The organism is Mucilaginibacter gracilis (assembly GCF_003633615.1).
Taxonomy (GTDB): Bacteria; Bacteroidota; Bacteroidia; order Sphingobacteriales; family Sphingobacteriaceae; genus Mucilaginibacter; species Mucilaginibacter gracilis.
Genome location: NZ_RBKU01000001.1, coordinates 5,334,571 through 5,353,780 on the forward strand (window position 1 = coordinate 5,334,571; position 19,210 = coordinate 5,353,780).

The following is a 19,210-nucleotide window of genomic DNA, read 5'->3' on the forward strand; positions in this document are numbered from 1 at the left end:
ACAATTTTTTTATCAGCCTTAAAATCAAATCAATAATTAATTTAGGAATTTTTGAGCTTGATAGTGGATACCTGCCCGTGCAATCCAGGTACAATAAACTCCGCCTGTTTACTGCCACCCGATGTTATAATTCGCCCTTCAATTTTTTGAGTTTGGCCGTTAGATGTTATCTCAATAAAAACACGATTTGAATTTCCGGTAACAGGTAAAAGAAGTTTAATTGCATCCTCTGCATATAATTTCAGGGTCCCTCTGTCAAACAATAAAGCCGCGCTAATGGGCTTGTTTATAGCCGATAACGCATATCCTTGCTTGCTAAATAAGGTTCCGTTACCTAAAAACAGATATTGCATTTCACCCTTTTTATCAGAGGCAACAGCGTATGTTCCTTTAAAGCTTAAATCCATATATTGGTTTAACTGCACTCCCTTTACATCCGAAAATATCAATTGGCTAGTGTTATTAACGTTGGTAACTTTAAGGCCAACAAACTCCGCATTATGGGTAATGGAATTAAAGGCCGACATTGAAGTAACGGTTTGCCCATCGGTATAAGATGGTTCAAAAATTGCAGCAAAAGGATGTGTCCACGCTTCTCCATTTTGGCGGACGATCAGGGTGGGGACCTCGGCTTCTGCAATCTCATTTGGAACAACGCCCGTATTTAGCGCGTACGATTTTGGTGACTTAACAATAAATATCTGACGGCCGCTTTCGCCTTTCATCCATACGTTCATTTGTATCACCGGCACATCTTTCATAATCAATTGAAAATTGGTTCTGAAATCCTGATTATAACTGGTATAAGTTTTGTCTTTATAATAATCATAGCCCTTAACATCTCCTTTAGCCGAGGAAAGTTCGTTTGTTGGTATCAGCGACAATTGCATTGATCTCATATCAAAAACGTTTGCCTGCTGGCCCAGGTTGTGATAAATGTATTCGTGTTTGATATCACCGCCACCATTTTTTTTCGATCTGAAAATATCAACATAATAACCGCTGGTATCGCTTGTGCGTATGATACTCAGTAAACGCAATTGGGCTGCATTGGTAGATGGTTCTGTAAAGGCGATATTGGAAAATGTAACTGCTTTAAAATAGTTTTCCGTTTTTTCTGTAGCCGGGTAACAGCTCTTGAGTTGAAAAGGTATAGAAGTTAACATTGTTCCATACGATGATTTGCCATTTACCACTACCGTATTATGAGCTGCAAATTGAGCGTAAAACTCCCTGTATCCAGGATGCCAGTAACTTTCGCCTGATGAAAAATCGGGTGCCAGCGGATAACCCTTTCCATACAATTCCATATTAATGCCATTGGAATGCGAATGGTTTCCCTCCGAAGCATTAGAGGATATCATAAGCCCGTTTTTCTCATCAAAACCATTCCGCTGAACAAACCAGCTTTGGTTAGGGGCATAAAAAGTTGGTGCCGCAAAATCAGCGAGTGTTGCCGGTGGTGTATCTTTAAGTTTATCTACATAAAAGAAAAGGTTGAAAAGAGACTTTTGCTTTGCTCGTTTTAAAGGTTCGTCCTGGGTGTATTTAAGTAACGCTGTAAATTTTTTTTCGTCGTCAATGTTACCATACTTTCTGGCTAAGGATATAAAAAACTCAAAACTACCCGCTGGCAACATATCATAATGGCTATCGCCGTAGGCAACTATTCTTTTATCTGGAAAGAGGTATTGTGGTGTGGTTAATACCGCCTTTTTCAATATCGAAAAAAGGGGCAATAGCTTTCCTGTCATCACGCGATCTGTTAACATCACAATTCCTACCATATCTTCGCACACATGAAGGTTATAACCAGGTGCTTCATGCCATGTTCCGGTGTTTTTATCAAACCCTTCTAAACTTTTGGTAAATGATGTTTGGCGGGGGAAGTTTTTGTTGTAAATAACATCCAGATAGTAAGATATGCCTTTACCATCAGCATAATCTTTATCGTTATCCAAAGCAAGCGCGAGATAGGATAAGTAGCGCATTTCAAAAATATTCCAATTGTTATCCGGAACACCTTTCTCAATAATATTATCTGCCCATTTTTTAAAAACAGGTGCCGCATATCTGGTATTGAAATCCGGGTCTGTTTTTTTTAAATAATTATATAAAAAATCATAACATACCGTAGTGGGGACCACAGCTTCTTCATGTATTACCTCGAATGAAGTTAATCCGGTAAGGTAACTTTCCTGACTATCAATTGTGTTAACCGGCAGATGACGATAATATAATCCCTTGATATAGGTTTTAAGTACAATGGATGCAAATTTGGCATAACGTTCATCGCCACTATACCAATACATAAAACTTGCATTTTGCGCCAATTCAAGTATTTTTTGATTAATCCGTTCAATTACCAGCCCTGTCTTGTCGGGTGTAACCCATTCGCCCTTATTAGCCTGATCGATCATGAAAACATTTCCGTCATCCTTATCGTCATAGGGTTTTAGCGCGGCCAAATCGGGCACTTTATAATTTGTTGCCCAATCACGGGTACCAGCAAAGCGCACAGTAGGTACTGCTGCATGCCCTTCGGCCCTTAAAAATTTAGTGCCCTTAATGTATATATCTGTGTGATGGCTCTTCCAGTACATTTGTAAACGCGATACCAACCAGGTACTATCCCGGTCAAAGCGCTTCATATAAGGTTCCAGATCATTTTGCACACTGCTCAGTATCTCTTTTGCCCATTCGGCATTCTTTAATTTGGCATCGATTTTAATTTTCCCATTGGTCTCGGCATAGATACGTGGATGAGCGTCCGGAATATTCTGTGGTATTTCAATTACCTGAGCCATACCATTTTTGTATGTCAATAAAACGGCTAGTAATAATATGCCTGCCTTTTTTATACTTTTTACTGATCTATTCATTTGTGGAATTGTATGCTGTGTCAATTTATTGGTGTGGAAAATGCAAAATACATTGAGGCCAAGAGGTGTTTTATAGCGAACAAAACGCACCCATTGGTAGAAAATTAAAGGTATGATAGGCTTTGTATGGCCTATTATACCTGGTATGGCTTGGTTAATTAGGGGATAACCGTGATCTCAATTTGTTTAACCGTTTGCTTTTGGTCACCAAGTTTTTGATTGGTGGCAACAAAAGTTGCTTTATATGTACCCGCCAAGGCGTAATTGTATGTATACGTTGTTAAAGCAGATTGATATATGGCCTTAATATTTACCGCTCCTTTATTATCCGGCATTACAGTTCTCAGGTCAAACGGTTTTGATACAGCCCAATCATCATCGCCAGGGTAGCCTGCGGCTAAGCCTACGTGTGTTAAGGATGTGGAAGCTACCCATTTGGCTGAGTCGCCCTTGAAACCGATGGCGCCAAAGCCCACATCCGTATTAGACGAAGCAGCATGTACCACATATAAATGCAGTAAAAAATTTATACATTTGAATGTTAGGTTAATAAATAATTGATTGTTCGACGCAATTGGTATTGGTTAGCTAACTCAGCTTCTCACGGACTGATAACCAGGGGCGCTCCAACGCTCCTGGTTTGTTTATAACCAAAGGAGTAAGTAAAAATTATAACTTCACAATAACTCTCCTTCCTTCTATTTTAAAGTGAACGGAACCGGTTAATTCTATTTTATTTAGTAATTCTTCAATATTTTTGGCTCTGGAAACAGTACCGCCGAATGACACACGGCTCACGTCGTTTTGGTAAGTTACATCAACATCATACCAGCGGGCTACCTTTTTCATAATGCTAATCATATTTTCGCGCCTGAATGTGAAATACCCGTTTTTCCAGGATACGGCATCGTCTGTATTTACGTAATTCACTAAAAACTTCCCACCCGAATTTTCCACATTCGCCTGTTGACCAGGAACCAACAGAGCATTATTTGTGCTGTTACTCAGTAACACGGAACCTTCAAGTAAGGTGGTTTTAACAATGGTTTCATCATTGTAGGCCATTACATTAAAGTGCGTTCCCAATACCTTAATGTTTACATTGTTGGCTTCAATGGTAAATGGCATGTTTTTATTTTTCGCTACCTCAAAATAAGCTTCCCCATTTAGTACAACATGCCTTTCAATACCTTTAAACTGAGTGGGATATTTTAAAGAGGAGGCAGCATTTAGCCAAACCTGGGTACCGTCGGGCAAAACCACCTCGTACTGGCCGCCCCGCGGCGTACTAACGGTATTGTAGGCTGTTTTGCTATCAACAACGTTTGCTGTAGGGTTTTGAGAGTAAATTAACTGCCCGTTTTGCTTTTTGGTAATAGCAGCTTTGCCGTTCCTGGCAATAATTCCGTTGGTTGCCGCATTAAGATCGATTGTTGAACCATCAGCCAATGTTAGTATGGCTTTGTTACCACCGGGAAGTATGGGTTTTACCTTCTGAGGCACAGAGGCAACTGTGTGGGTCTGTGTCCCGGTATTTTTAAATAGAAATAATCCGGTTGCAAATAATATGAATACCGATGCGGCAACAGCCCACCGGTATTTAGGGAACATTTTTTTAATGTTGTTATTCCTAGTACTCTCTATTCTGTCAAATATTCTCTGTTTGATCAGCTGTTGATCCTCGATTTCATCATGATTATGAAAATCCTGGATGTTAAAATCATCACGATGACTCAGTAATAGCTCCTCATCTTCGGTAGAAGCATTGCCTGACAGATACTTTTCACACAAAAGCAGATACTCTTCTTTGGTCATAAAATGGTATAATAACTGGCTTTTATTTTCTATAGAGTGCTTTTCACTAACCCAACTCCTATAAAAAAGCAAAAAACAATTCTAAATTTTTCCATCTTTATGATATTCAATAAGATAAAGTTTATTTAGGTACATCAAAAGTTATATTATTCTTTTTTTTCAACTCAAAACTTGTTGCTAAAAACTATCCGTCATTACACCATTAACATAACACTACATTATAAATCAACTGCTTGCTTTACTAAAATAACGGCTCATAAATAAAGCCAGGTAGTAAATAGAAACTTTCCAATAATCCCAGCTGTGGTCGCCTTCGCGCGTCATGTAAGTATGAGGTATCTTTTTTTCGAGGAGTTTGGCATGGAAAGCCTCGTTTGCTTTCAGGAAAAAATCATCGGTGCCACAATCAATAAAAATAGCTAATGCGCCAGGTTTTAACATATCAATCATATTGATAACGGTGTTTTGTTCCCAGTTTTGCGGATGCTCGGCAATGGTACCAAGCCGGTTTGGCAGTTCAAACTTATTGCTAAACGGCCGGATATCAACACCGCCACTTAAACTGCCTGCGGCGCCAAAAACATCGGGGTGTTTAAAGGCAATGTACAACGCGCCGTGGCCGCCCATGCTATTGCCCGATATACCGCGGCCGCTTTTTTGCGCTATGGTTGAGTAATGGCTATCAACCCAGCCCACCAGCTCTTTAGCAATATAGGTTTCATAACGGTAGGCAGAATCAACCGGGCTATCAAAATACCAGCTATTTTCACCATCGGCACAAACAATAAGCATATTGAATAAATCGGCTTGCTTAACAACTTCGGGTGCGCGCGCTGGCCACGATGTATAATTGTTACCAAAGCCATGCAGCAGGTATAACACCGGGTACTTTTTTTTACTGTTATAACCCGTAGGTTTAATAATGGTGGCTTTGATAGTTTTTTTCATTGATGCGCTGTACGTATCAACCGTTTCTACGCCGGCGGCCATACAGCGGCCAACCAGCAGGTAAAATATAATGCATGCAAAAAAATGTCGGTTCATGTTATTGATTAGATGATTAGTTGGTTAATAATGTTATTCGTTCCAAACGGCTACGCAGGTAGCCTTTCGGTATTTGCGGCACTTAATAGTGCCTGATATTTTGATATTGAGAATCTTATTCACTCTCCTTCTCCCAATTCAAAATCGGCTTTTTATAATAATGCGGCCCCAGTTTACGCTCTATGTCACTCCGGCCCGAGCAAAACCTATCGGCCTTTGCATGCAGGGCCGGTTTATTACTCGTTTCTATTATCTCTTTTTTAAGTTATGATAAATTATTATGCATTGTTATTTTTTGGCCGGTTTGCCGCCTTTTGCTGCGGGAGTTAAAGCCACGCCTTTAAACGCATAATTAGTACCTGCATTGGCCAGGCTCTTAAATGTAACGGCAGCTTCTGTAAGTGTACCGTTGTAGCCGCTGGCATCTTTAAAAGCAACCAATGTGCTATTGGTGTTTACTCCCCTAATGGCATATAGTGTAACTTTGCCGTCGCTGCCTATTTCGCCGGTAAGGTCACGCAATAAATCGGGGCGTGAAGGCGGCGCTTCGCCAAAGTTTTTTACCTCTATAGCTCCTGTTTCCTGCCAGGTGCCAGCTACCTTGCAAAATTTACGCAGCATATTATTACCTGCTTTAGTTGGATAAGGCGTATTACCATTACCGTCAAAAATATAGGCTACATCAAGGCCGGGTTCTTTGGTGCTTTGGTCGAAAAGATAAAAGCATACGCTACTGGCGGGCACGGCGAGATCGGGCATGGCAATGGTTGTAGTTGGGGCTGTTTTAGCATTAGGAAGACTGCCAGCACCTAACAAACACAGGTTATATCCGCCGCCGTTCAGGGCGTACAATTCATTATTGTAAATTTGTGCAGAACGGTAATTATTGGTATTTACTACCGCATAACCGGGATTGGCCAACGCACTATTGCCATACGGCACATATAAAAACCCCATTTGCCCGTTCGAGTTGTTTACCCAAAAATTACTGCCATCATCACTAACGGCACCGCGCACTGATGCACCTTTGGGCATCAAAAAATTAGTTGTAAGGTCAACCACTTTATTTACGCCTACCCTGGCTATAACTTTTGTGGCAGCAGCATTGGGCATTAAGCCAAGTGTAGTATCGTTACCTACAAAACTAAGGTATTGGCCATTGGCCGACAACCGTAACTGACTGTACTCGGTACTGCCGCCCACGTCAAGCACCAACCGTTTGCCTGCCGTCTCTGATGGTATGGCTATTGGATCGCCAACGCTCATACCGGCAGTTGTATACTCCAGCAAACTCACCGCGCAACTGGTTGACATAGATGACGAACCATCGCCAACACGCAATACCGCAATATTGCCGGGTTTAAATTGAGCAAAAACATTGCTTGCTGCAAAAACAGCCATTAAAAGTACAAGGTATTTTTTCATAAGGAAGTTAAATGAATTATTGGTTTTTTAATTGACACTGTTATTTTTTGGCTATTGCCTGATGTTAAACAACTGGTGTTTGTTAATTATCATAATTTAGTTGATGGTTATATAACAATAGAGTGAATTTGCCTACCCCAACTCCCGGCACAATACTGCATTTTATTAAAATATTTCATCATCCAATTTAAAATCAACTTTTTCTATTAATTTCAATACCTTTTTTTCTTTTAATACAACCTATTTATTGATTTTTTTGGCCAATTACTGCATGTTGAACCCTGCCCCAAGCGATGATAATACACCAGGCCTGTTCCCATAAATACTTAATTATCTGTTGGTGATTTTAGAATTTAAATATCCTCGTTAAAAGAAAAAAATTATCTTTTTTAACGCCTAGTATGTTAATTGCAATTATTATTTCTAATTTTAGTTTACCAATTACATGATAAATAAAGCCCTAAATGACCATGAGTTATGGAGTGCCATCTTAAACGATGATTCGCAAGCTTTTGCTGCTTTGTATGACCGATACTGGCTACGGCTTTATAAAACAGCATCTCATTATATTAAAGATTCTGATGCGTGTGAAGAAATTGTACACGATGTATTCATTATCATTTGGAACAAAAGAAGATCTTTAAAAATGGAGAATTTTAGCAGTTACCTCAACGCAATTACCAGGTATGAAGTGTTTAGGTATATTAAGGTTGCAAAAATGTCTAAGTTGGAATACAATGAAAATCACATGAATGAGGGTAAAAACCATGCAGTTAATTTGGGCCACATGAGGTTAAACGAACTAGATCTTGAAAACACATTGGATGGTTATCTTCAACAGCTGCCCAAACGTTGCCGGCAAATATTTTACATGAGTAAAATACAGCAACTGAATAATGATGAAATTGCCAGGGAATTAGGTATTAGTAAACACACCGTTGAAAACCAGCTAACCTATGCTTTAAAGTATTTAAAAGTATCAATTAAGGGCCTTTCAATCTTAGGTATTTTATTACTCCTACTGGGTTAAATTGTATTTTTTGATCGAATTAACTACGCTGCATTGTTTTATTAAAATACTTCTTTAATTATATATCGCATTAATATAACAACTGCCCGAAAACAGCCCCTATCCGTTTCTTTTCCGGTAAACGGAATCAGAAAATAGTTTATTACGTTGCCCGTCTTTAAATTTTCCTTTATATTCTCACATAGAAACGACCTGTCCCGGCTCATCCTCTTTATCAAAAATTTCGGTATCATCTGGAGGTTTTTGAGATTCCAGTTTCTTTAATTCAGCAACTTGTGGATAAACCACACCTGATTGCCCCCACTTGGCCAATTTAAAAGTGACCACCTTTAGCAGTTAAATTAAGGCTTTTATGAAAAGAATGAAGATTGGCGAAGAGTGGGCACACCAGTACAAGGCCGTTTTCATAATTTTTTGGCTTCTTTAAATAAAAAAGCAAACTGAATGTGGTTTTCATAACATTTTAACGTTAAAAAGTAAAACAAAATTAAGTTTGCAAATCATCCTGTACAAGATGTTCAATGAATGAACATCTTGATTATCAAAGCTATAAAAAGGATTCGGTGAGTAGCATTTTAGTATGTTCCAACTCACCGAATTACTCACCTATTTGACTGTATTTGGTGAATAAAATAGGGTTTTGGTTAAAACAAAAAAGCCCGCTATCGTTAGATTTGCGGGCTTTTCCTGTGTTTTGATATTGATATCAGCGGTGAGGGAGGGATTCGAACCTACCCCTATATAAGATTGATTTATAGTCATTTAGCTACCATGAGATAATCAAACGCCATAGATGTCGCAGTTTGTTTTTTACCTCTGTAAATTCAATAGCAAAGATACACAATAATCAATAAATCAACAACTTACCATGAAAATTCTAATAGTTTAAAAAGGCCATTTTTTATGATAAAAGAATTCATATTAAAGACCTGATAAATTGTCTATAATGGACATAAAAACCAACCTGATTATTTAAAAAAAGGGTGTTGGTTATAACACGATCACTATTTTAGTCCCCTTGTAAACATCATAACTGGGTATATAAAGAATATACCCAAGTTTAGTGAGCTGACTGATGCACTTATGGTAAGTGGTGATACTACTAATATGCCCCCCAACCATTAGTTGTTTCCGGGACACTTTTAACTGCTGTTGATAGCCGCTTTTCTGCCAAAGGTTTAGCAGGAATGTAAATAAGCTAACGTGCCACACATTTACGCGTGGATCCTCGGCTATTTTAGAATATAGCTTCGAGAGTGTTGACGTTTCGGCTGACATAGCTATTGGGTTTTTCCACTGATCATATTCTCAATATCAGTGAGTTTGTAAAAGTGGATCCCTCCTACTTTTTGTGATTTCAATTTACCGTTGATCCGTAAATTTTGAAGTGTTCCTGGCGAAATTTTTAGCATTTTTCTTACGTCACTGCACCTTAACCATTCTTTATTATCGCTTGTGCTGGTAGATAATAAAAGTTTTATGTCGCCAAGTAACATCCTGCGAAATGTTTCCAGATCGTCTTTTGTTATTAGTTCTACAACCATTTTAGTGTTTGTTAAATAAAGTTTAATGCGAACCTCAATCATTGAAGCACGCATATGATAGCTATTGCATTACTCCGGGCGGAGCTGCTTTGTTAGCTATCCATTGATACTTTTAGTATGTATTTGATATTTCGTTGGCTTATTAAAATATATACTATCGCAACATGTGAAGTAATCGACCGGAAGCTCCATCGCTATTGGCACAAGGGGTTATTACGCCATATACTGAACTGACAATATTTTTACTCACCTCAGCTAACAGCAAAAGCCCCTCATAATGTAGTTACGTAGAAATTAATAGATGGTGGCCTGAATCTAAACGGTGCGCAAGGGGCGCAATAATTTATTTTTAGAAGAACATTATCGCCATTGTGAACTGATTACCCGCTTTTAAGAAAGCCTGTTAATAGCAGAATTGCGCATGTAATCATTGAACCTGCGCTGGTACTCCCGTTCTTCATTTATTCTTTTGTAAAGAACGTTACACCGCCATGCACAGGCACCGCAAGCTAAAAAGGCAACCGCTAAACAGGTTAATGTTTCCTTCCTTGCCTCTGCCCTTTGCGCTTCGGTCATTTTATCCTTTGTATGTTTCCTTCCAACAGCTCCAAAAAAGGCGAACATGGAAATTAAACAGGCCAATAAGACATTTCGTACTATCGCTTTCATGATCTAATTATTAATTAAAATTACTAATTAAATTAGTATCTTCAAAGTACTCCACTTAATTTAATTCGTAAATATGGTTACTTTTTCGCGCTTCCAATACCCTGTCCCTGATGGTTTCTATGATATTGGATTCCGGTATCCCCTGGAATTGGATCATGGCATTTTCAGGATCCGTACTTTTCAAGGTCAGAACCATTAGTTTGCAAATTTGCATGATCAACGATTGTGTAATAATGTAGTCCTTAACCCTGAATAATTCTACCTGATCGATCCGCTTAAAGAAAATACCCTGGGTTAAAAGGATATACTCAGCGGTTATCTGATACTTAAAACTCCGGATATATAATAAGCGATACCAGGCAAAGCCGCAAATGACCACGCTGAATACTATAAAATAAGGAGACAGCCACCAGGCTAGTAAAAGGAAGGTAATGGCCAGCGTAAGAAGCGGCAAGGCTTTCAGGAATGCGAACAGCATTGCCGGCCTTAAGAGAATTTCATCGTTCTGCGTCATGTTTTAATTGATCTAAAAAAGTTAAAGATCGAACCGGCTTAGCGGTTCGGAAGCGGGGACGAATGGCGAAGGCCTCCTGAAAAGCATGCAAGGAAACCTGCTCCTGATCGAAAATCTTTAAGGAACTATTGCGGTAAATATGAATTTCGTTGTTCTTATAAAGTATCCGGATAGGGATGTTTTTGATAGCGGCTGCTAATTTGATATCGGTAATATGCCCTACCAGGTCTTTGCCGAATACCAATATGACCTTACGCCTCAGAAAACTTAGCCTGATCCAATCGCCCTGTTCCGCATGCAGTTTGTTACCGATAGCGATAAAAGCCAACTGTTCCAGCCGTGGAAAACGATGACGGTTAAAAGTAATAAATGCCATCGCTTCCATAACTGAATAGGTAATGATCAAAAGTGACGCGTTTGGAGTTCCTGCAAACCAAAGGTTTTGCGTGGAAGGAACGATGTGGAAACCGGCATCATAACGTTCATATTGATCGCCATAATGGAAGGTAAGATCTTCTGCTATGTTAAAAAAGGCCTGGACTTCCAACGGAATACCAAGGCCTGTTAAAATACGATTCATCGGTCTTACCGTCCCTTTCGGGATTGGGATTGTTCAAACTGGTGCGGCATAAAGCCATGCTGATTTTCGATGTCTTTGATCGCCTGGTGATAACCGGGGCTTAATTTTTCAGCTGACTTTTGATCCCGTTTCTGGTTAAATAGAGCGTTTAGGCCTTTATACACAATATAGGAAAGACCACCATCGATCAAAATGGAAGCAACCAGGGCCAGTTTATTGGCGCGGATGCCGTGATGATCTGTACCCGAGTAGTTAAATTTGGTACCATCAGCGATCTGGACCTCTTTACCTTTTTTATAAGCCTCCTTCTGAGCCGGGGTCAAAAATTCATTATTAACCATATCCGGTGCCAGGATCTTTTCTGTGTCCGATACGATATATTCTTTGGTTTCCGGGTCAAACTCGACCAGCATTTCCTTTTTATTGCCGTGGTTATCGAGGGTGATCTTGAGTAAACTGGCGACTTCACCTTTACGTAATTGGTTGGCCTCGGTTTCGTTCAGAAAATCGGGTATTTCGGGTTTGCGGTAAATCGGATGGATCAATAAGTCAAGTTTGCCGGCCTCATTAGGCTTTAGAGAGATCTTAGCGTTGATGGATTTGATCTTGATGTTATCGGTTTCCAGGTCATGCAGTTCCAGCATGGCCGTGCGGCGTCCTGAAAGCAAAGCTCTCAGGTCATCGACATTTAACAGGAGCTGACCGCCTGAGGCCAGCCCAATGGTCTCCAGATCCTTGATCGGGAGATCATCTTCATGAAAATTAACCAGGTTCATTTATCGTCCGATTTTTTGTTGTTGGCCCTGTTCCTCTGACTGGCCCTGTTCTTCGGCTAAAACCATATCCGGTTCACGGGGGTTAGTTTTGGCTTCTAACAGGGATTTATAAAGGCCATAGTCGGGCTTCAACACCTTCCGCGCACCATCGGCGTCTTCCACTTTGATGCTTTTGGTTTTATAGGTTTCAAGCACTTTGTAGGTGGTATCCATGTAAGCGATCTCATCACCCTTTTTAAAACCGACTTCCGGTGCCTGTTTTTGTTCCCGCTTCTGTGAAACGCCTAATAACAGGTTAGCGATCTTTTGCGCGTCCCTTGTCGCTTTGGCAATCTCAAATGGCTCATCCTTTAAGATTTTGGCAAAAGTGCTCATATAGGCAGCCTGCTGGCCGAAGTTATGGCCGATCTTTAATTCACCGCCGATCAGGATGCCGGCAATCGCGGCACGCATTTCCTCACGGGCGTAATCCAGCGAACCAAATTTGCCTTCCATCGGGCGATTCAAACGATCTTCGTGCCCGCTCCAATGTGCCAGCTGATGAATGGCCGCCTGCAGGTATTTGGTTTCATTCTCAAAATGCTCGGGTTCCGGCATAAATACAGCGTCCCGTTGCTTATCATAATAGGCTTCTTGCCCGCCGTGGATGATCACCGCTTTGCTGTCCTCGATCAATTTGTTGGCCCGTTCAATAGGTGAAAGCGTTTGGCCTTCGTTTTGTTTAGCCAGAAATTCTTCCAGGGGCTGAACGTCCTTTAACTGGCTGCCGTTAAATAGAAAGGCCTGGCCTGTTTTTGGTTTATCAAATTCAACCGTCTTAGTTTGTGTTACGCCTTCTTCATTTTTGATTCGCTGACCGTCCGCGGTGCGGATAGCCTGTATATCGCTTGTTTTTGGAAACTCGATGAGGGTTCCCTTTTCCCCTTCTTTCACCCAGGTCCCGGCATAACGGGCGGCATCGGCCGATAGCCAGCGTGGGTCGTCGTGTCGCTGCATACCCAGGATCAGTGCGTTCATGGCGCTATAGCCTTTCCCGGTAACGGGATTGATCGGTTTCACAAAAGCGGGCATGCCGTTTTCTTTAACCGGTTTTTGAAACAGGGAATTACCCTCCTTGATTTCACCGATCAGCTTGTCTGAAAGCTGGATCGGCAGTGCTTTAAAAGTTTTGCTCATTTTGTTGTTTTTTTAGTAGTTCGTATAAAAATTTAATTGGATTGATGTATTGATGCCGGTAGCAGATACCGAAGTGCAGGTGCTCGCCGGTCACATGACCGGTAGCGCCGGTGATGCCGATGGGCTCACCAGCGGTTACGCTATCGGTGGTCGTTAAAAAAATTTGGCTGAGGTGACCATATATCGATTCAACCGCACCATGGGCCAGCCGGATGTTTAAGCCAAGGCCATTATCGTAGCCGGTAGATCTGACAAACCCACTGAGGATCGCATAAACGGTATCGTGGCGGGCTTTAAGGTCAACACCCGCATGCAGGGCGTATTTGCCGGTAAGCGGGTGGATACGGTAACCGTATTCAGAATTTATTTTAAGGTGCTTTAGGGGCAGGCAGACCAGGCAGAAGCTGATCAGTAGTTTCATCGGCTATAAGATTTCGCCAATTCCTGTTTTTGAGCAGGGCTGATCGAATCCAACACTTTTTCCTGCAAACCGGGATGATCGTTAGCAATTGCTAATGCCGAATACAAGGCCTGCGAGGTGCCCCTGTCCTGCAGAAGCATGATCTTGTACATGGCCTTAAAATCATCGAGCGGCATGGACGAGCCATTGCTGGTCAGGTCGTTGAAGATCTCCTGTTTATCTTTAAGCATCATGACCTGCCCGGCAGGATAAAAGGCTTCCCCACCCTCGGGGAACTTTACATAGTTTTCCGTTTCAGACCTGGCATAGGTTAACACCCCGATCTGGCCCCGTTTTGCTTCCCGGTCAGTATCCAAATCCGGCTGCACCAAAACGAGTGTGCCGGCTAAAGTTTGATTTTCCATAAAATTTAAATGTTTAAGGTTTACCTGCCTGTTTTTCGGCTTTGGGCAAGGTCAATGATCTCGTTCAGGCGGATCGTCGCCTCCCGGTGGAGCTCCGGGTCGTCCTGTAGGAGTATATAGGCCTTTTTCAGCTGTTCGGGTGATCCCGATTCCTGAAGCAAAGCCAGTGTCTGCAGATTTTGAGCCACAGGCGGCCACTGCACGGATTTGTATTTTTCCGCCAGTGCCTTCAATTCTTCCGTTGCTTTAAGCACAAACAGGGTTTTAGCGCTGAAGGAATCTACTTCCCCGTCCTCAAATCCTACTCCTATTTTATCTTCATCAAAGTCGGCAAGTTCAATGATGCCGATCTTGCCGACGTGGTCAGAGGTCCAGAGTACCGGGCTGACCATAATCATTAAGCCGATGGTTTCTTCCTGTTTCATGTTTTTTGCTTTAGATGTTTGTTTGATTGTATTGAAGGAGTTTGGCCTGTAAGGCCCTATCTTTTCAAACCCCTGGTTTGATCTATTCCAAGAAAGCGGTCTAAACCAATGGTTACCGCGTCCTGAATGTTACCGTTCTTTTTAACCAGCTCCATCGCCGTGCGGATATGTTTTTCAGTTCCATGATCCAATAAAAGCGCGATGTTTTTGAGGTCTTTAAAATCGTCAACGGATAAGGTCAGCGCATTTTCATGCAGGAAATCATAGATGTCGCCCGGCTCTTTGAAGGTGAGCAGCGCATCAGCGCCGTAGAAGCCCACCTGGTGGTCGTCAAAACCCACATAAAATTCATCCGTGTTCAGGATCGCAGCGGTTATAAACCCGATCTCACCCTGTTTCTGTACCGGGTCATCTTTAAGATCAGGATGTACCAATAGCAAGTGGGGTAACTGTATTTCATTAGGCTCTTTCATTTCTTCATGGTGGCTTTAACTGGTACTGTGGGTGTTGGCGGCTTAAAGGCCAATACCATTTCCTGTATTTCCTGGCTGATGTGGTTGAAGTTCTGCCGGAGTTTTTCATCGAGCTTCCCACCGAAATCATAAAAGGACGGCAATGGCTTGTAGCCTTTTTCTTCCCGCTTAATGGCCTCCATATCAAGATTTATCCGGCAGTTAATGGCGGACGTTTCAAATTGCCCCGTATATTTTTCCTGTGCATCGGCGGCGATCACGCCAACCATTTCCCCTGAATTGAGGGAGGCTATTTTCCCTGCCGGGATCAGCGCTTCCAGTTTTTCATTCAGGGAGGTAGAAGTTTTATTTCGGTCGATGGATAAGCCCTCGCCGATCTGTTTGGATTTACCAAAGAGGCGTTCCAACCATTCCACTTGGAGTAGACACGGATGGCACCAACGATACCAACGATACCGCCGATCACCAAAGTAATATTGGTTACGGGGGCTACGTAAGTTTTCAGGGTTGTTGTTGCAGTGTTCAGTCCGTTAACGCCGCTTTGTGCGAACACGGGAATGGACAGGGCCAGCAATACTGCTGAAGCCCATAACTTTTTTGTTTTTGAGAACATTTAAATGGAGAAAAAATAAAGGCGGAGATCTTTTAGAGCCAGCGGGGAAGCAGGCCGGTTATGCTAAAAGAGCGTTCAGATCACGAACAACGCCCCGATTATTTCACCCAGGAAGATGGCAGCATAAAGGCTGCCGGTTAAATCCAAGAAGGATTTAAAATTGAAGAATTAAGGACAGGAATCTTTTAGTGCTTCGTGGGATGAAGCATTTGGAAAAAACAGGCAATCAGATTCCGAACAATGCCCGCAAAAAAGGACCCGACAGGATCATAAAGAAAGATGCAAAAAACCAGGCGGCAACGGCCGAATCTATCCGATCCTTACCCATCTGCCAGTTATGGTAAATTCTGAGCCCGCCTAACAAGCCGAATAAACAGGCGAGGACCAAACAAAAATCAACGGCAGAAAAAAAGGATGATGATAGGTCTTGTTTAGCCTGCTGCATCTCGGCGATGCCGGGCTGAGCGAATGCCACTGCATTGAAAAAACAGCAACATGCCAACAGGAAAAATTTCATTCATTAGAAGCTAACGGATTTGATGTACTCGACCGATTCCTCTCGGGCGAGATTGAAAAGCTGTTTAAGGCTCACACCACCCGAAAAAGCAATAGAAGATTCCTTTCCGGAACCTGTTTCTTCCACAAGTGATTTAACAGGGTGGATATCCTCAACAAAAGTAAGTTCATGTTTATCATTGGCGGTTCCACCGCGGTTTGTACGCAGAAAATCCCAGCATATCAGGGCTGCATAATAGCTGGTATAGATGCCAAGCACCCAAAGAGCGAATTTTATCCAGGTCATAGTGTTGTATTTTGTAAGTATTGTTTGATGATGTTTTTGAGTTCGGGATTGGACTCAAACAGGTATTTAACCGCGAATGCGACAAATTTGGTAATATCAGTACCCGTGGCCATTTTAAACTTGTTCAGCAGATCCACTGTCTGCGGATCAAACCTAACGTGCACCATTTGGGTATGGTTACTGTTATCATAGGCATACAGCGATCTGGCTACCGTATTATGTTTGAGAACCGTACCTGTCCCACCTTTTTTTTCTATTGCCGGTTCCACAGGGGAAGGCTGATCCCTTGCAGGCAACTCTTCGTTCGGTTTCGCCGCCGGTTGCTTTTGTCGTCTGTGATCACAAAGTAGGACTATGGTGTAATAGGCAGCATAGGTACAAAACAATCCGAGTAAAAATTTCAATCGTGTCATAAGTATGATTTTTGAATAAATTGTTTAATGATCGTTTTTAATTCGGGATGCGCCCCGATAAACTGCCTGACGGCATAGGCAACGAATTTGGTAGCGTCCACACCAGTTGCTATTTTAAACTGGTTCAGGAAATCAACCGTTTGCTGATCAAACCGAAAATGCACCATTGTTTTATGGTCGCTATTATCGTATTCGGTCAGCACCTGAAGAATTGGCGCACCCTCCGTATCATTCTTCTGCTGCTTTTCAGTTTTGACAGCTTTTTTCCCGGTACTGTTCTGTTTACTGCTTTCTTGTTTTGCACCGGGCTTAACCATTTGCTCACGCAACTGGTCGGCTAATGATTTCATTTTTTCCATAAGCGATCGGCAAATATGTCTTCAAAGACAGGGGTGATAATCCCATATAGTGATAGTGGCGTCTGGAACGTGGTAATCCTTTGAAAATCGATCCGGTCCGGAATAGCCAAGGTGATCTTGCCGAATTTGGAAAGCTGTTCGTTCACCTCGCTCATAATCTCAAACTTTACGTTGGCTTTGATGCGGTTTGGAATAAACACCACCTCTACATTGGGATTAACCTTCTTTAGGACGACTGAGAAAAGCACTGTGGACTCAAAGGTGAACTCATCATAAGCAAAGGGGCAGATAACCAGATCAGCGGATTTAAAAACCGGTATCAGGCCGTCATCATCCAGTTTGCCGGGCAGATCTATTAAAATTGCGTCTTTCTTATTTTTTGTCAGAACAGGAATTAAAGGGGGAAAGCTTTCCAGGTTGGCCGGTAACACGTCATACGGCTCCTCGTTCTCCAACACTTTTGCCTTTTCAAATTTCTGCGATATGGATTGTTGATAGTCCATATCGATAATAGTAACCGGCCAGTCTTTAGCCAGGCTCAGGTAGTTTCCTGATAAGACGGTGAGCGTACTTTTTCCTACGCCGCCTTTTTGGTTGCCGAATAAACAAATCATAAGTTTTCAATGGAGTAATAATTTTAATGGTCTTACCGCTTAACGGGTATTAGTCCGGGCCTTCTTTTGTCTCCGGCGCTTCATGCCAAGCACTTGCTGATCGTCTACATCGTCGGCAATCATAATAGGCTGGATGTGAATCGGCTCCGGGGAATATTCAGAATAATAGGTTATGGCATTCTCGTTTAAATAATCATGCAGGTCAATTATAGGCGGATGATTTAATTGTTCAATGTTAATTTTCTCGTCCAACAACATTTTCAGCGGGAGAATTTCACTGCCTTTAAAAACCTGTTTGGTGCTATGGTCGATGACTGTATAGCCATAGGGTGCTTTTCCTTCAGACGAGTGAAATACAAGATCAAGCCCGTAAAGCGATTTCATCTGCCCGACAAAGTCAACTTTACTTTTGTGATTAATAACCAATGCTTTGAGTTCGGCTATTCTTGCTTTGTCGGGCTTATAGGATTGTATGCGCTTTTGAAGCTTTTCCTCGTCCAGGTAATCCCGGCCAAGAAAACCCTGATTTTCCAGGATCAGATAGAATTGTGCCTTTGTACCAAACCGGTATTGAAGGGCGAAATCGTAGCCCAGTACCTTGTTGATATTCCGGACAGCCCGTACCTGTTCGTAATCCCGGTCGATCTGTTTTCCGTCCTTACCTACGCGCGAACTCACTAGATGAACGTGGTTATTATCTGTGTCTTTATGAAAGACAATAAGATATGGCTGGTCACCGTATTTCATTTCTTTCATCCACATGACCGCGACTTTTGTGAGTTCCTGTTTATTGTAATTACGGCCGGCAGCCGAAATGACAGCATGGAACTGCGTATTTTTGATGCCTTTATTTTGTGCTGAAACCATCAGCAGATAGTTAACCAGGTCCTGTGGGCGTGGATTATGGAGTGCCTGAGTAGCCCCAAAGTTGGCGATCAGCATCAGTTCGCCAGTATTCCGGTCAACTTTATTTGTATTGTACTTTACACCGGCAAATGTCCTGGAAGGTTTTTCAAAAATGTGTGCTATCATGGATTATGGTACAATAAAAAAACTACCTACCGATCCCTTTACCTATCAATTAGCAGATCGTTAGAGTTATTAATCAGCGAATCCTGGTAGCGGGTGATCCCGATAGCTACCGATCCGCATCTACTTAGATCGACAAATCCAATAATCTGGGAATCTAAGAATCTACCGATCTCCTAATCACCAAATCTTGCGATCAAGC

26 protein-coding genes are annotated in these 19,210 nt (G+C 41.9%); 1 reads left to right on the forward strand and 25 read right to left on the reverse strand.

Features of this window, described 5'->3' with window-relative positions:
• Nucleotides 1–41 precede the first annotated feature (41 nt).
• The 5 genes from BDD43_RS23535 to BDD43_RS23555 all read right to left on the reverse strand — a co-directional run bounded on the left by BDD43_RS23535 (nucleotide 42) and on the right by BDD43_RS23555 (nucleotide 7,166).
• Nucleotides 42–2,882: a heparinase II/III family protein gene (locus BDD43_RS23535; protein ID WP_121200317.1), complete on the reverse strand. Its 2,841-nt coding sequence runs from the start codon at nucleotides 2,880–2,882 to the stop codon at nucleotides 42–44.
• A gap of 158 nt (nucleotides 2,883–3,040) precedes the next feature.
• Complete coding sequence (locus tag BDD43_RS23540) at nucleotides 3,041–3,388, reverse strand: hypothetical protein (RefSeq protein ID WP_121200319.1); 348 nt, start codon at nucleotides 3,386–3,388, stop codon at nucleotides 3,041–3,043.
• Nucleotides 3,389–3,551: 163 nt separating this feature from the next.
• A complete protein-coding gene (locus BDD43_RS23545) occupies nucleotides 3,552–4,697 on the reverse strand; it encodes a FecR family protein (RefSeq protein ID WP_121200321.1) in 1,146 nt (381 codons plus the stop codon).
• Between the two features lie 225 nt (nucleotides 4,698–4,922).
• Nucleotides 4,923–5,741 (reverse strand): alpha/beta hydrolase, encoded by an 819-nt coding sequence (locus BDD43_RS23550; protein WP_121200323.1) that lies wholly within the window; start codon nucleotides 5,739–5,741, stop codon nucleotides 4,923–4,925.
• A 288-nt stretch (nucleotides 5,742–6,029) separates the two neighbouring features.
• The gene (locus BDD43_RS23555) at nucleotides 6,030–7,166 is read right to left on the reverse strand and encodes a hypothetical protein (RefSeq protein WP_121200325.1); all 1,137 of its coding nucleotides are present in this window, start codon (nucleotides 7,164–7,166) and stop codon (nucleotides 6,030–6,032) included.
• 445 nt (nucleotides 7,167–7,611) lie between these two features.
• On the opposite strand from BDD43_RS23555, the gene BDD43_RS23560 reads away from it, so the two are divergent.
• Nucleotides 7,612–8,196, forward strand: a complete 585-nt coding sequence (locus BDD43_RS23560; RefSeq protein ID WP_121200327.1) for an RNA polymerase sigma factor — start codon at nucleotides 7,612–7,614, stop codon at nucleotides 8,194–8,196.
• A 177-nt stretch (nucleotides 8,197–8,373) separates the two neighbouring features.
• Here BDD43_RS23560 and BDD43_RS30245 read toward each other — a convergent pair whose 3' ends face one another.
• The 20 genes from BDD43_RS30245 to BDD43_RS23655 form a co-directional block, all read right to left on the reverse strand.
• Nucleotides 8,374–8,523: a hypothetical protein gene (locus BDD43_RS30245; RefSeq protein ID WP_162847158.1), complete on the reverse strand. Its 150-nt coding sequence runs from the start codon at nucleotides 8,521–8,523 to the stop codon at nucleotides 8,374–8,376.
• A gap of 663 nt (nucleotides 8,524–9,186) precedes the next feature.
• Nucleotides 9,187–9,474 carry a hypothetical protein gene (locus BDD43_RS23565; RefSeq protein ID WP_121200329.1) on the reverse strand — a complete coding sequence of 96 codons (288 nt, stop codon included), beginning with the start codon at nucleotides 9,472–9,474 and terminating at the stop codon, nucleotides 9,187–9,189.
• A gap of 2 nt (nucleotides 9,475–9,476) precedes the next feature.
• Nucleotides 9,477–9,740 carry a helix-turn-helix domain-containing protein gene (locus tag BDD43_RS23570; RefSeq protein WP_121202099.1) on the reverse strand — a complete coding sequence of 88 codons (264 nt, stop codon included), beginning with the start codon at nucleotides 9,738–9,740 and terminating at the stop codon, nucleotides 9,477–9,479.
• 390 nt (nucleotides 9,741–10,130) lie between these two features.
• The gene (locus BDD43_RS23575) at nucleotides 10,131–10,409 is read right to left on the reverse strand and encodes a hypothetical protein (RefSeq protein ID WP_121200331.1); all 279 of its coding nucleotides are present in this window, start codon (nucleotides 10,407–10,409) and stop codon (nucleotides 10,131–10,133) included.
• Between the two features lie 55 nt (nucleotides 10,410–10,464).
• Nucleotides 10,465–10,923: a PH domain-containing protein gene (locus BDD43_RS23580; protein ID WP_121200333.1), complete on the reverse strand. Its 459-nt coding sequence runs from the start codon at nucleotides 10,921–10,923 to the stop codon at nucleotides 10,465–10,467.
• Nucleotides 10,907–11,503: a hypothetical protein gene (locus BDD43_RS23585; protein WP_121200335.1), complete on the reverse strand. Its 597-nt coding sequence runs from the start codon at nucleotides 11,501–11,503 to the stop codon at nucleotides 10,907–10,909. The genes BDD43_RS23580 and BDD43_RS23585 overlap by 17 nt, the downstream gene beginning before the upstream one ends.
• Nucleotides 11,504–11,508: 5 nt before the next feature.
• Complete coding sequence (locus tag BDD43_RS23590) at nucleotides 11,509–12,279, reverse strand: DUF4099 domain-containing protein (RefSeq protein WP_121200337.1); 771 nt, start codon at nucleotides 12,277–12,279, stop codon at nucleotides 11,509–11,511.
• Nucleotides 12,280–13,455, reverse strand: coding sequence for a zincin-like metallopeptidase domain-containing protein (locus BDD43_RS23595; protein WP_121200338.1), 1,176 nt, complete (start codon nucleotides 13,453–13,455; stop codon nucleotides 12,280–12,282). It lies immediately after the preceding gene.
• Nucleotides 13,439–13,876, reverse strand: coding sequence for a M23 family metallopeptidase (locus BDD43_RS23600; protein ID WP_121200340.1), 438 nt, complete (start codon nucleotides 13,874–13,876; stop codon nucleotides 13,439–13,441). Before BDD43_RS23600 ends, BDD43_RS23595 begins: the two co-directional genes overlap by 17 nt.
• A complete protein-coding gene (locus BDD43_RS23605) occupies nucleotides 13,873–14,280 on the reverse strand; it encodes a hypothetical protein (protein ID WP_121200342.1) in 408 nt (135 codons plus the stop codon). The genes BDD43_RS23600 and BDD43_RS23605 overlap by 4 nt, the downstream gene beginning before the upstream one ends.
• A 20-nt stretch (nucleotides 14,281–14,300) precedes the next feature.
• On the reverse strand, nucleotides 14,301–14,705 hold the full coding sequence (locus BDD43_RS23610) for a hypothetical protein (protein WP_121200343.1): 405 nt from the start codon (nucleotides 14,703–14,705) through the stop codon (nucleotides 14,301–14,303).
• 56 nt (nucleotides 14,706–14,761) lie between these two features.
• Complete coding sequence (locus BDD43_RS23615; protein WP_121200345.1) at nucleotides 14,762–15,178, reverse strand: hypothetical protein; 417 nt, start codon at nucleotides 15,176–15,178, stop codon at nucleotides 14,762–14,764.
• Nucleotides 15,175–15,594, reverse strand: coding sequence for a hypothetical protein (locus tag BDD43_RS23620; protein WP_211339725.1), 420 nt, complete (start codon nucleotides 15,592–15,594; stop codon nucleotides 15,175–15,177). Before BDD43_RS23620 ends, BDD43_RS23615 begins: the two co-directional genes overlap by 4 nt.
• Nucleotides 15,507–15,791 carry a DUF4134 family protein gene (locus tag BDD43_RS23625; RefSeq protein ID WP_121200347.1) on the reverse strand — a complete coding sequence of 95 codons (285 nt, stop codon included), beginning with the start codon at nucleotides 15,789–15,791 and terminating at the stop codon, nucleotides 15,507–15,509. The genes BDD43_RS23620 and BDD43_RS23625 overlap by 88 nt, the downstream gene beginning before the upstream one ends.
• Nucleotides 15,792–16,017: 226 nt before the next feature.
• Nucleotides 16,018–16,308, reverse strand: coding sequence for a DUF4134 family protein (locus tag BDD43_RS23630; protein ID WP_121200349.1), 291 nt, complete (start codon nucleotides 16,306–16,308; stop codon nucleotides 16,018–16,020).
• Between the two features lie 3 nt (nucleotides 16,309–16,311).
• Nucleotides 16,312–16,593: a hypothetical protein gene (locus tag BDD43_RS23635; protein ID WP_121200351.1), complete on the reverse strand. Its 282-nt coding sequence runs from the start codon at nucleotides 16,591–16,593 to the stop codon at nucleotides 16,312–16,314.
• Complete coding sequence (locus tag BDD43_RS23640; RefSeq protein ID WP_121200352.1) at nucleotides 16,590–17,006, reverse strand: hypothetical protein; 417 nt, start codon at nucleotides 17,004–17,006, stop codon at nucleotides 16,590–16,592. Before BDD43_RS23640 ends, BDD43_RS23635 begins: the two co-directional genes overlap by 4 nt.
• Nucleotides 17,003–17,365: a hypothetical protein gene (locus BDD43_RS23645; protein ID WP_121200354.1), complete on the reverse strand. Its 363-nt coding sequence runs from the start codon at nucleotides 17,363–17,365 to the stop codon at nucleotides 17,003–17,005. Before BDD43_RS23645 ends, BDD43_RS23640 begins: the two co-directional genes overlap by 4 nt.
• Complete coding sequence (locus BDD43_RS23650) at nucleotides 17,353–17,979, reverse strand: ParA family protein (RefSeq protein ID WP_121200356.1); 627 nt, start codon at nucleotides 17,977–17,979, stop codon at nucleotides 17,353–17,355. The genes BDD43_RS23645 and BDD43_RS23650 overlap by 13 nt, the downstream gene beginning before the upstream one ends.
• A 39-nt stretch (nucleotides 17,980–18,018) precedes the next feature.
• Nucleotides 18,019–19,011, reverse strand: a complete 993-nt coding sequence (locus BDD43_RS23655; protein ID WP_121200358.1) for a relaxase/mobilization nuclease domain-containing protein — start codon at nucleotides 19,009–19,011, stop codon at nucleotides 18,019–18,021.
• Nucleotides 19,012–19,210 lie beyond the last annotated feature (199 nt).

Bases quoted from the DNA above. Each gene is read 5' to 3' on its own strand.
- BDD43_RS23655 (WP_121200358.1), bottom strand. From the start codon at position 19,011: ATGATAGCACACATTTTTGAAAAACCTTCCAGGACATTTGCCGGTGTA.
- BDD43_RS23605 (WP_121200342.1), bottom strand. From the start codon at position 14,280: ATGGAAAATCAAACTTTAGCCGGCACACTCGTTTTGGTGCAGCCGGAT.
- BDD43_RS23555 (WP_121200325.1), bottom strand. From the start codon at position 7,166: ATGAAAAAATACCTTGTACTTTTAATGGCTGTTTTTGCAGCAAGCAAT.
- BDD43_RS23560 (WP_121200327.1), top strand. From the start codon at position 7,612: ATGATAAATAAAGCCCTAAATGACCATGAGTTATGGAGTGCCATCTTA.
- BDD43_RS23595 (WP_121200338.1), bottom strand. From the start codon at position 13,455: ATGAGCAAAACTTTTAAAGCACTGCCGATCCAGCTTTCAGACAAGCTG.
- BDD43_RS23645 (WP_121200354.1), bottom strand. From the start codon at position 17,365: ATGGAAAAAATGAAATCATTAGCCGACCAGTTGCGTGAGCAAATGGTT.
- BDD43_RS23615 (WP_121200345.1), bottom strand. From the start codon at position 15,178: ATGAAAGAGCCTAATGAAATACAGTTACCCCACTTGCTATTGGTACAT.
- BDD43_RS23565 (WP_121200329.1), bottom strand. From the start codon at position 9,474: ATGTCAGCCGAAACGTCAACACTCTCGAAGCTATATTCTAAAATAGCC.
- BDD43_RS23550 (WP_121200323.1), bottom strand. From the start codon at position 5,741: ATGAACCGACATTTTTTTGCATGCATTATATTTTACCTGCTGGTTGGC.
- BDD43_RS23575 (WP_121200331.1), bottom strand. From the start codon at position 10,409: ATGAAAGCGATAGTACGAAATGTCTTATTGGCCTGTTTAATTTCCATG.
- BDD43_RS23590 (WP_121200337.1), bottom strand. From the start codon at position 12,279: ATGAACCTGGTTAATTTTCATGAAGATGATCTCCCGATCAAGGATCTG.
- BDD43_RS23610 (WP_121200343.1), bottom strand. From the start codon at position 14,705: ATGAAACAGGAAGAAACCATCGGCTTAATGATTATGGTCAGCCCGGTA.
- BDD43_RS23600 (WP_121200340.1), bottom strand. From the start codon at position 13,876: ATGAAACTACTGATCAGCTTCTGCCTGGTCTGCCTGCCCCTAAAGCAC.
- BDD43_RS23650 (WP_121200356.1), bottom strand. From the start codon at position 17,979: ATGATTTGTTTATTCGGCAACCAAAAAGGCGGCGTAGGAAAAAGTACG.
- BDD43_RS23570 (WP_121202099.1), bottom strand. From the start codon at position 9,740: ATGGTTGTAGAACTAATAACAAAAGACGATCTGGAAACATTTCGCAGG.
- BDD43_RS23625 (WP_121200347.1), bottom strand. From the start codon at position 15,791: ATGTTCTCAAAAACAAAAAAGTTATGGGCTTCAGCAGTATTGCTGGCC.
- BDD43_RS23585 (WP_121200335.1), bottom strand. From the start codon at position 11,503: ATGAATCGTATTTTAACAGGCCTTGGTATTCCGTTGGAAGTCCAGGCC.
- BDD43_RS23635 (WP_121200351.1), bottom strand. From the start codon at position 16,593: ATGACCTGGATAAAATTCGCTCTTTGGGTGCTTGGCATCTATACCAGC.
- BDD43_RS23545 (WP_121200321.1), bottom strand. From the start codon at position 4,697: ATGACCAAAGAAGAGTATCTGCTTTTGTGTGAAAAGTATCTGTCAGGC.
- BDD43_RS23630 (WP_121200349.1), bottom strand. From the start codon at position 16,308: ATGAAATTTTTCCTGTTGGCATGTTGCTGTTTTTTCAATGCAGTGGCA.
- BDD43_RS23535 (WP_121200317.1), bottom strand. From the start codon at position 2,882: ATGAATAGATCAGTAAAAAGTATAAAAAAGGCAGGCATATTATTACTA.
- BDD43_RS23640 (WP_121200352.1), bottom strand. From the start codon at position 17,006: ATGACACGATTGAAATTTTTACTCGGATTGTTTTGTACCTATGCTGCC.
- BDD43_RS23580 (WP_121200333.1), bottom strand. From the start codon at position 10,923: ATGACGCAGAACGATGAAATTCTCTTAAGGCCGGCAATGCTGTTCGCA.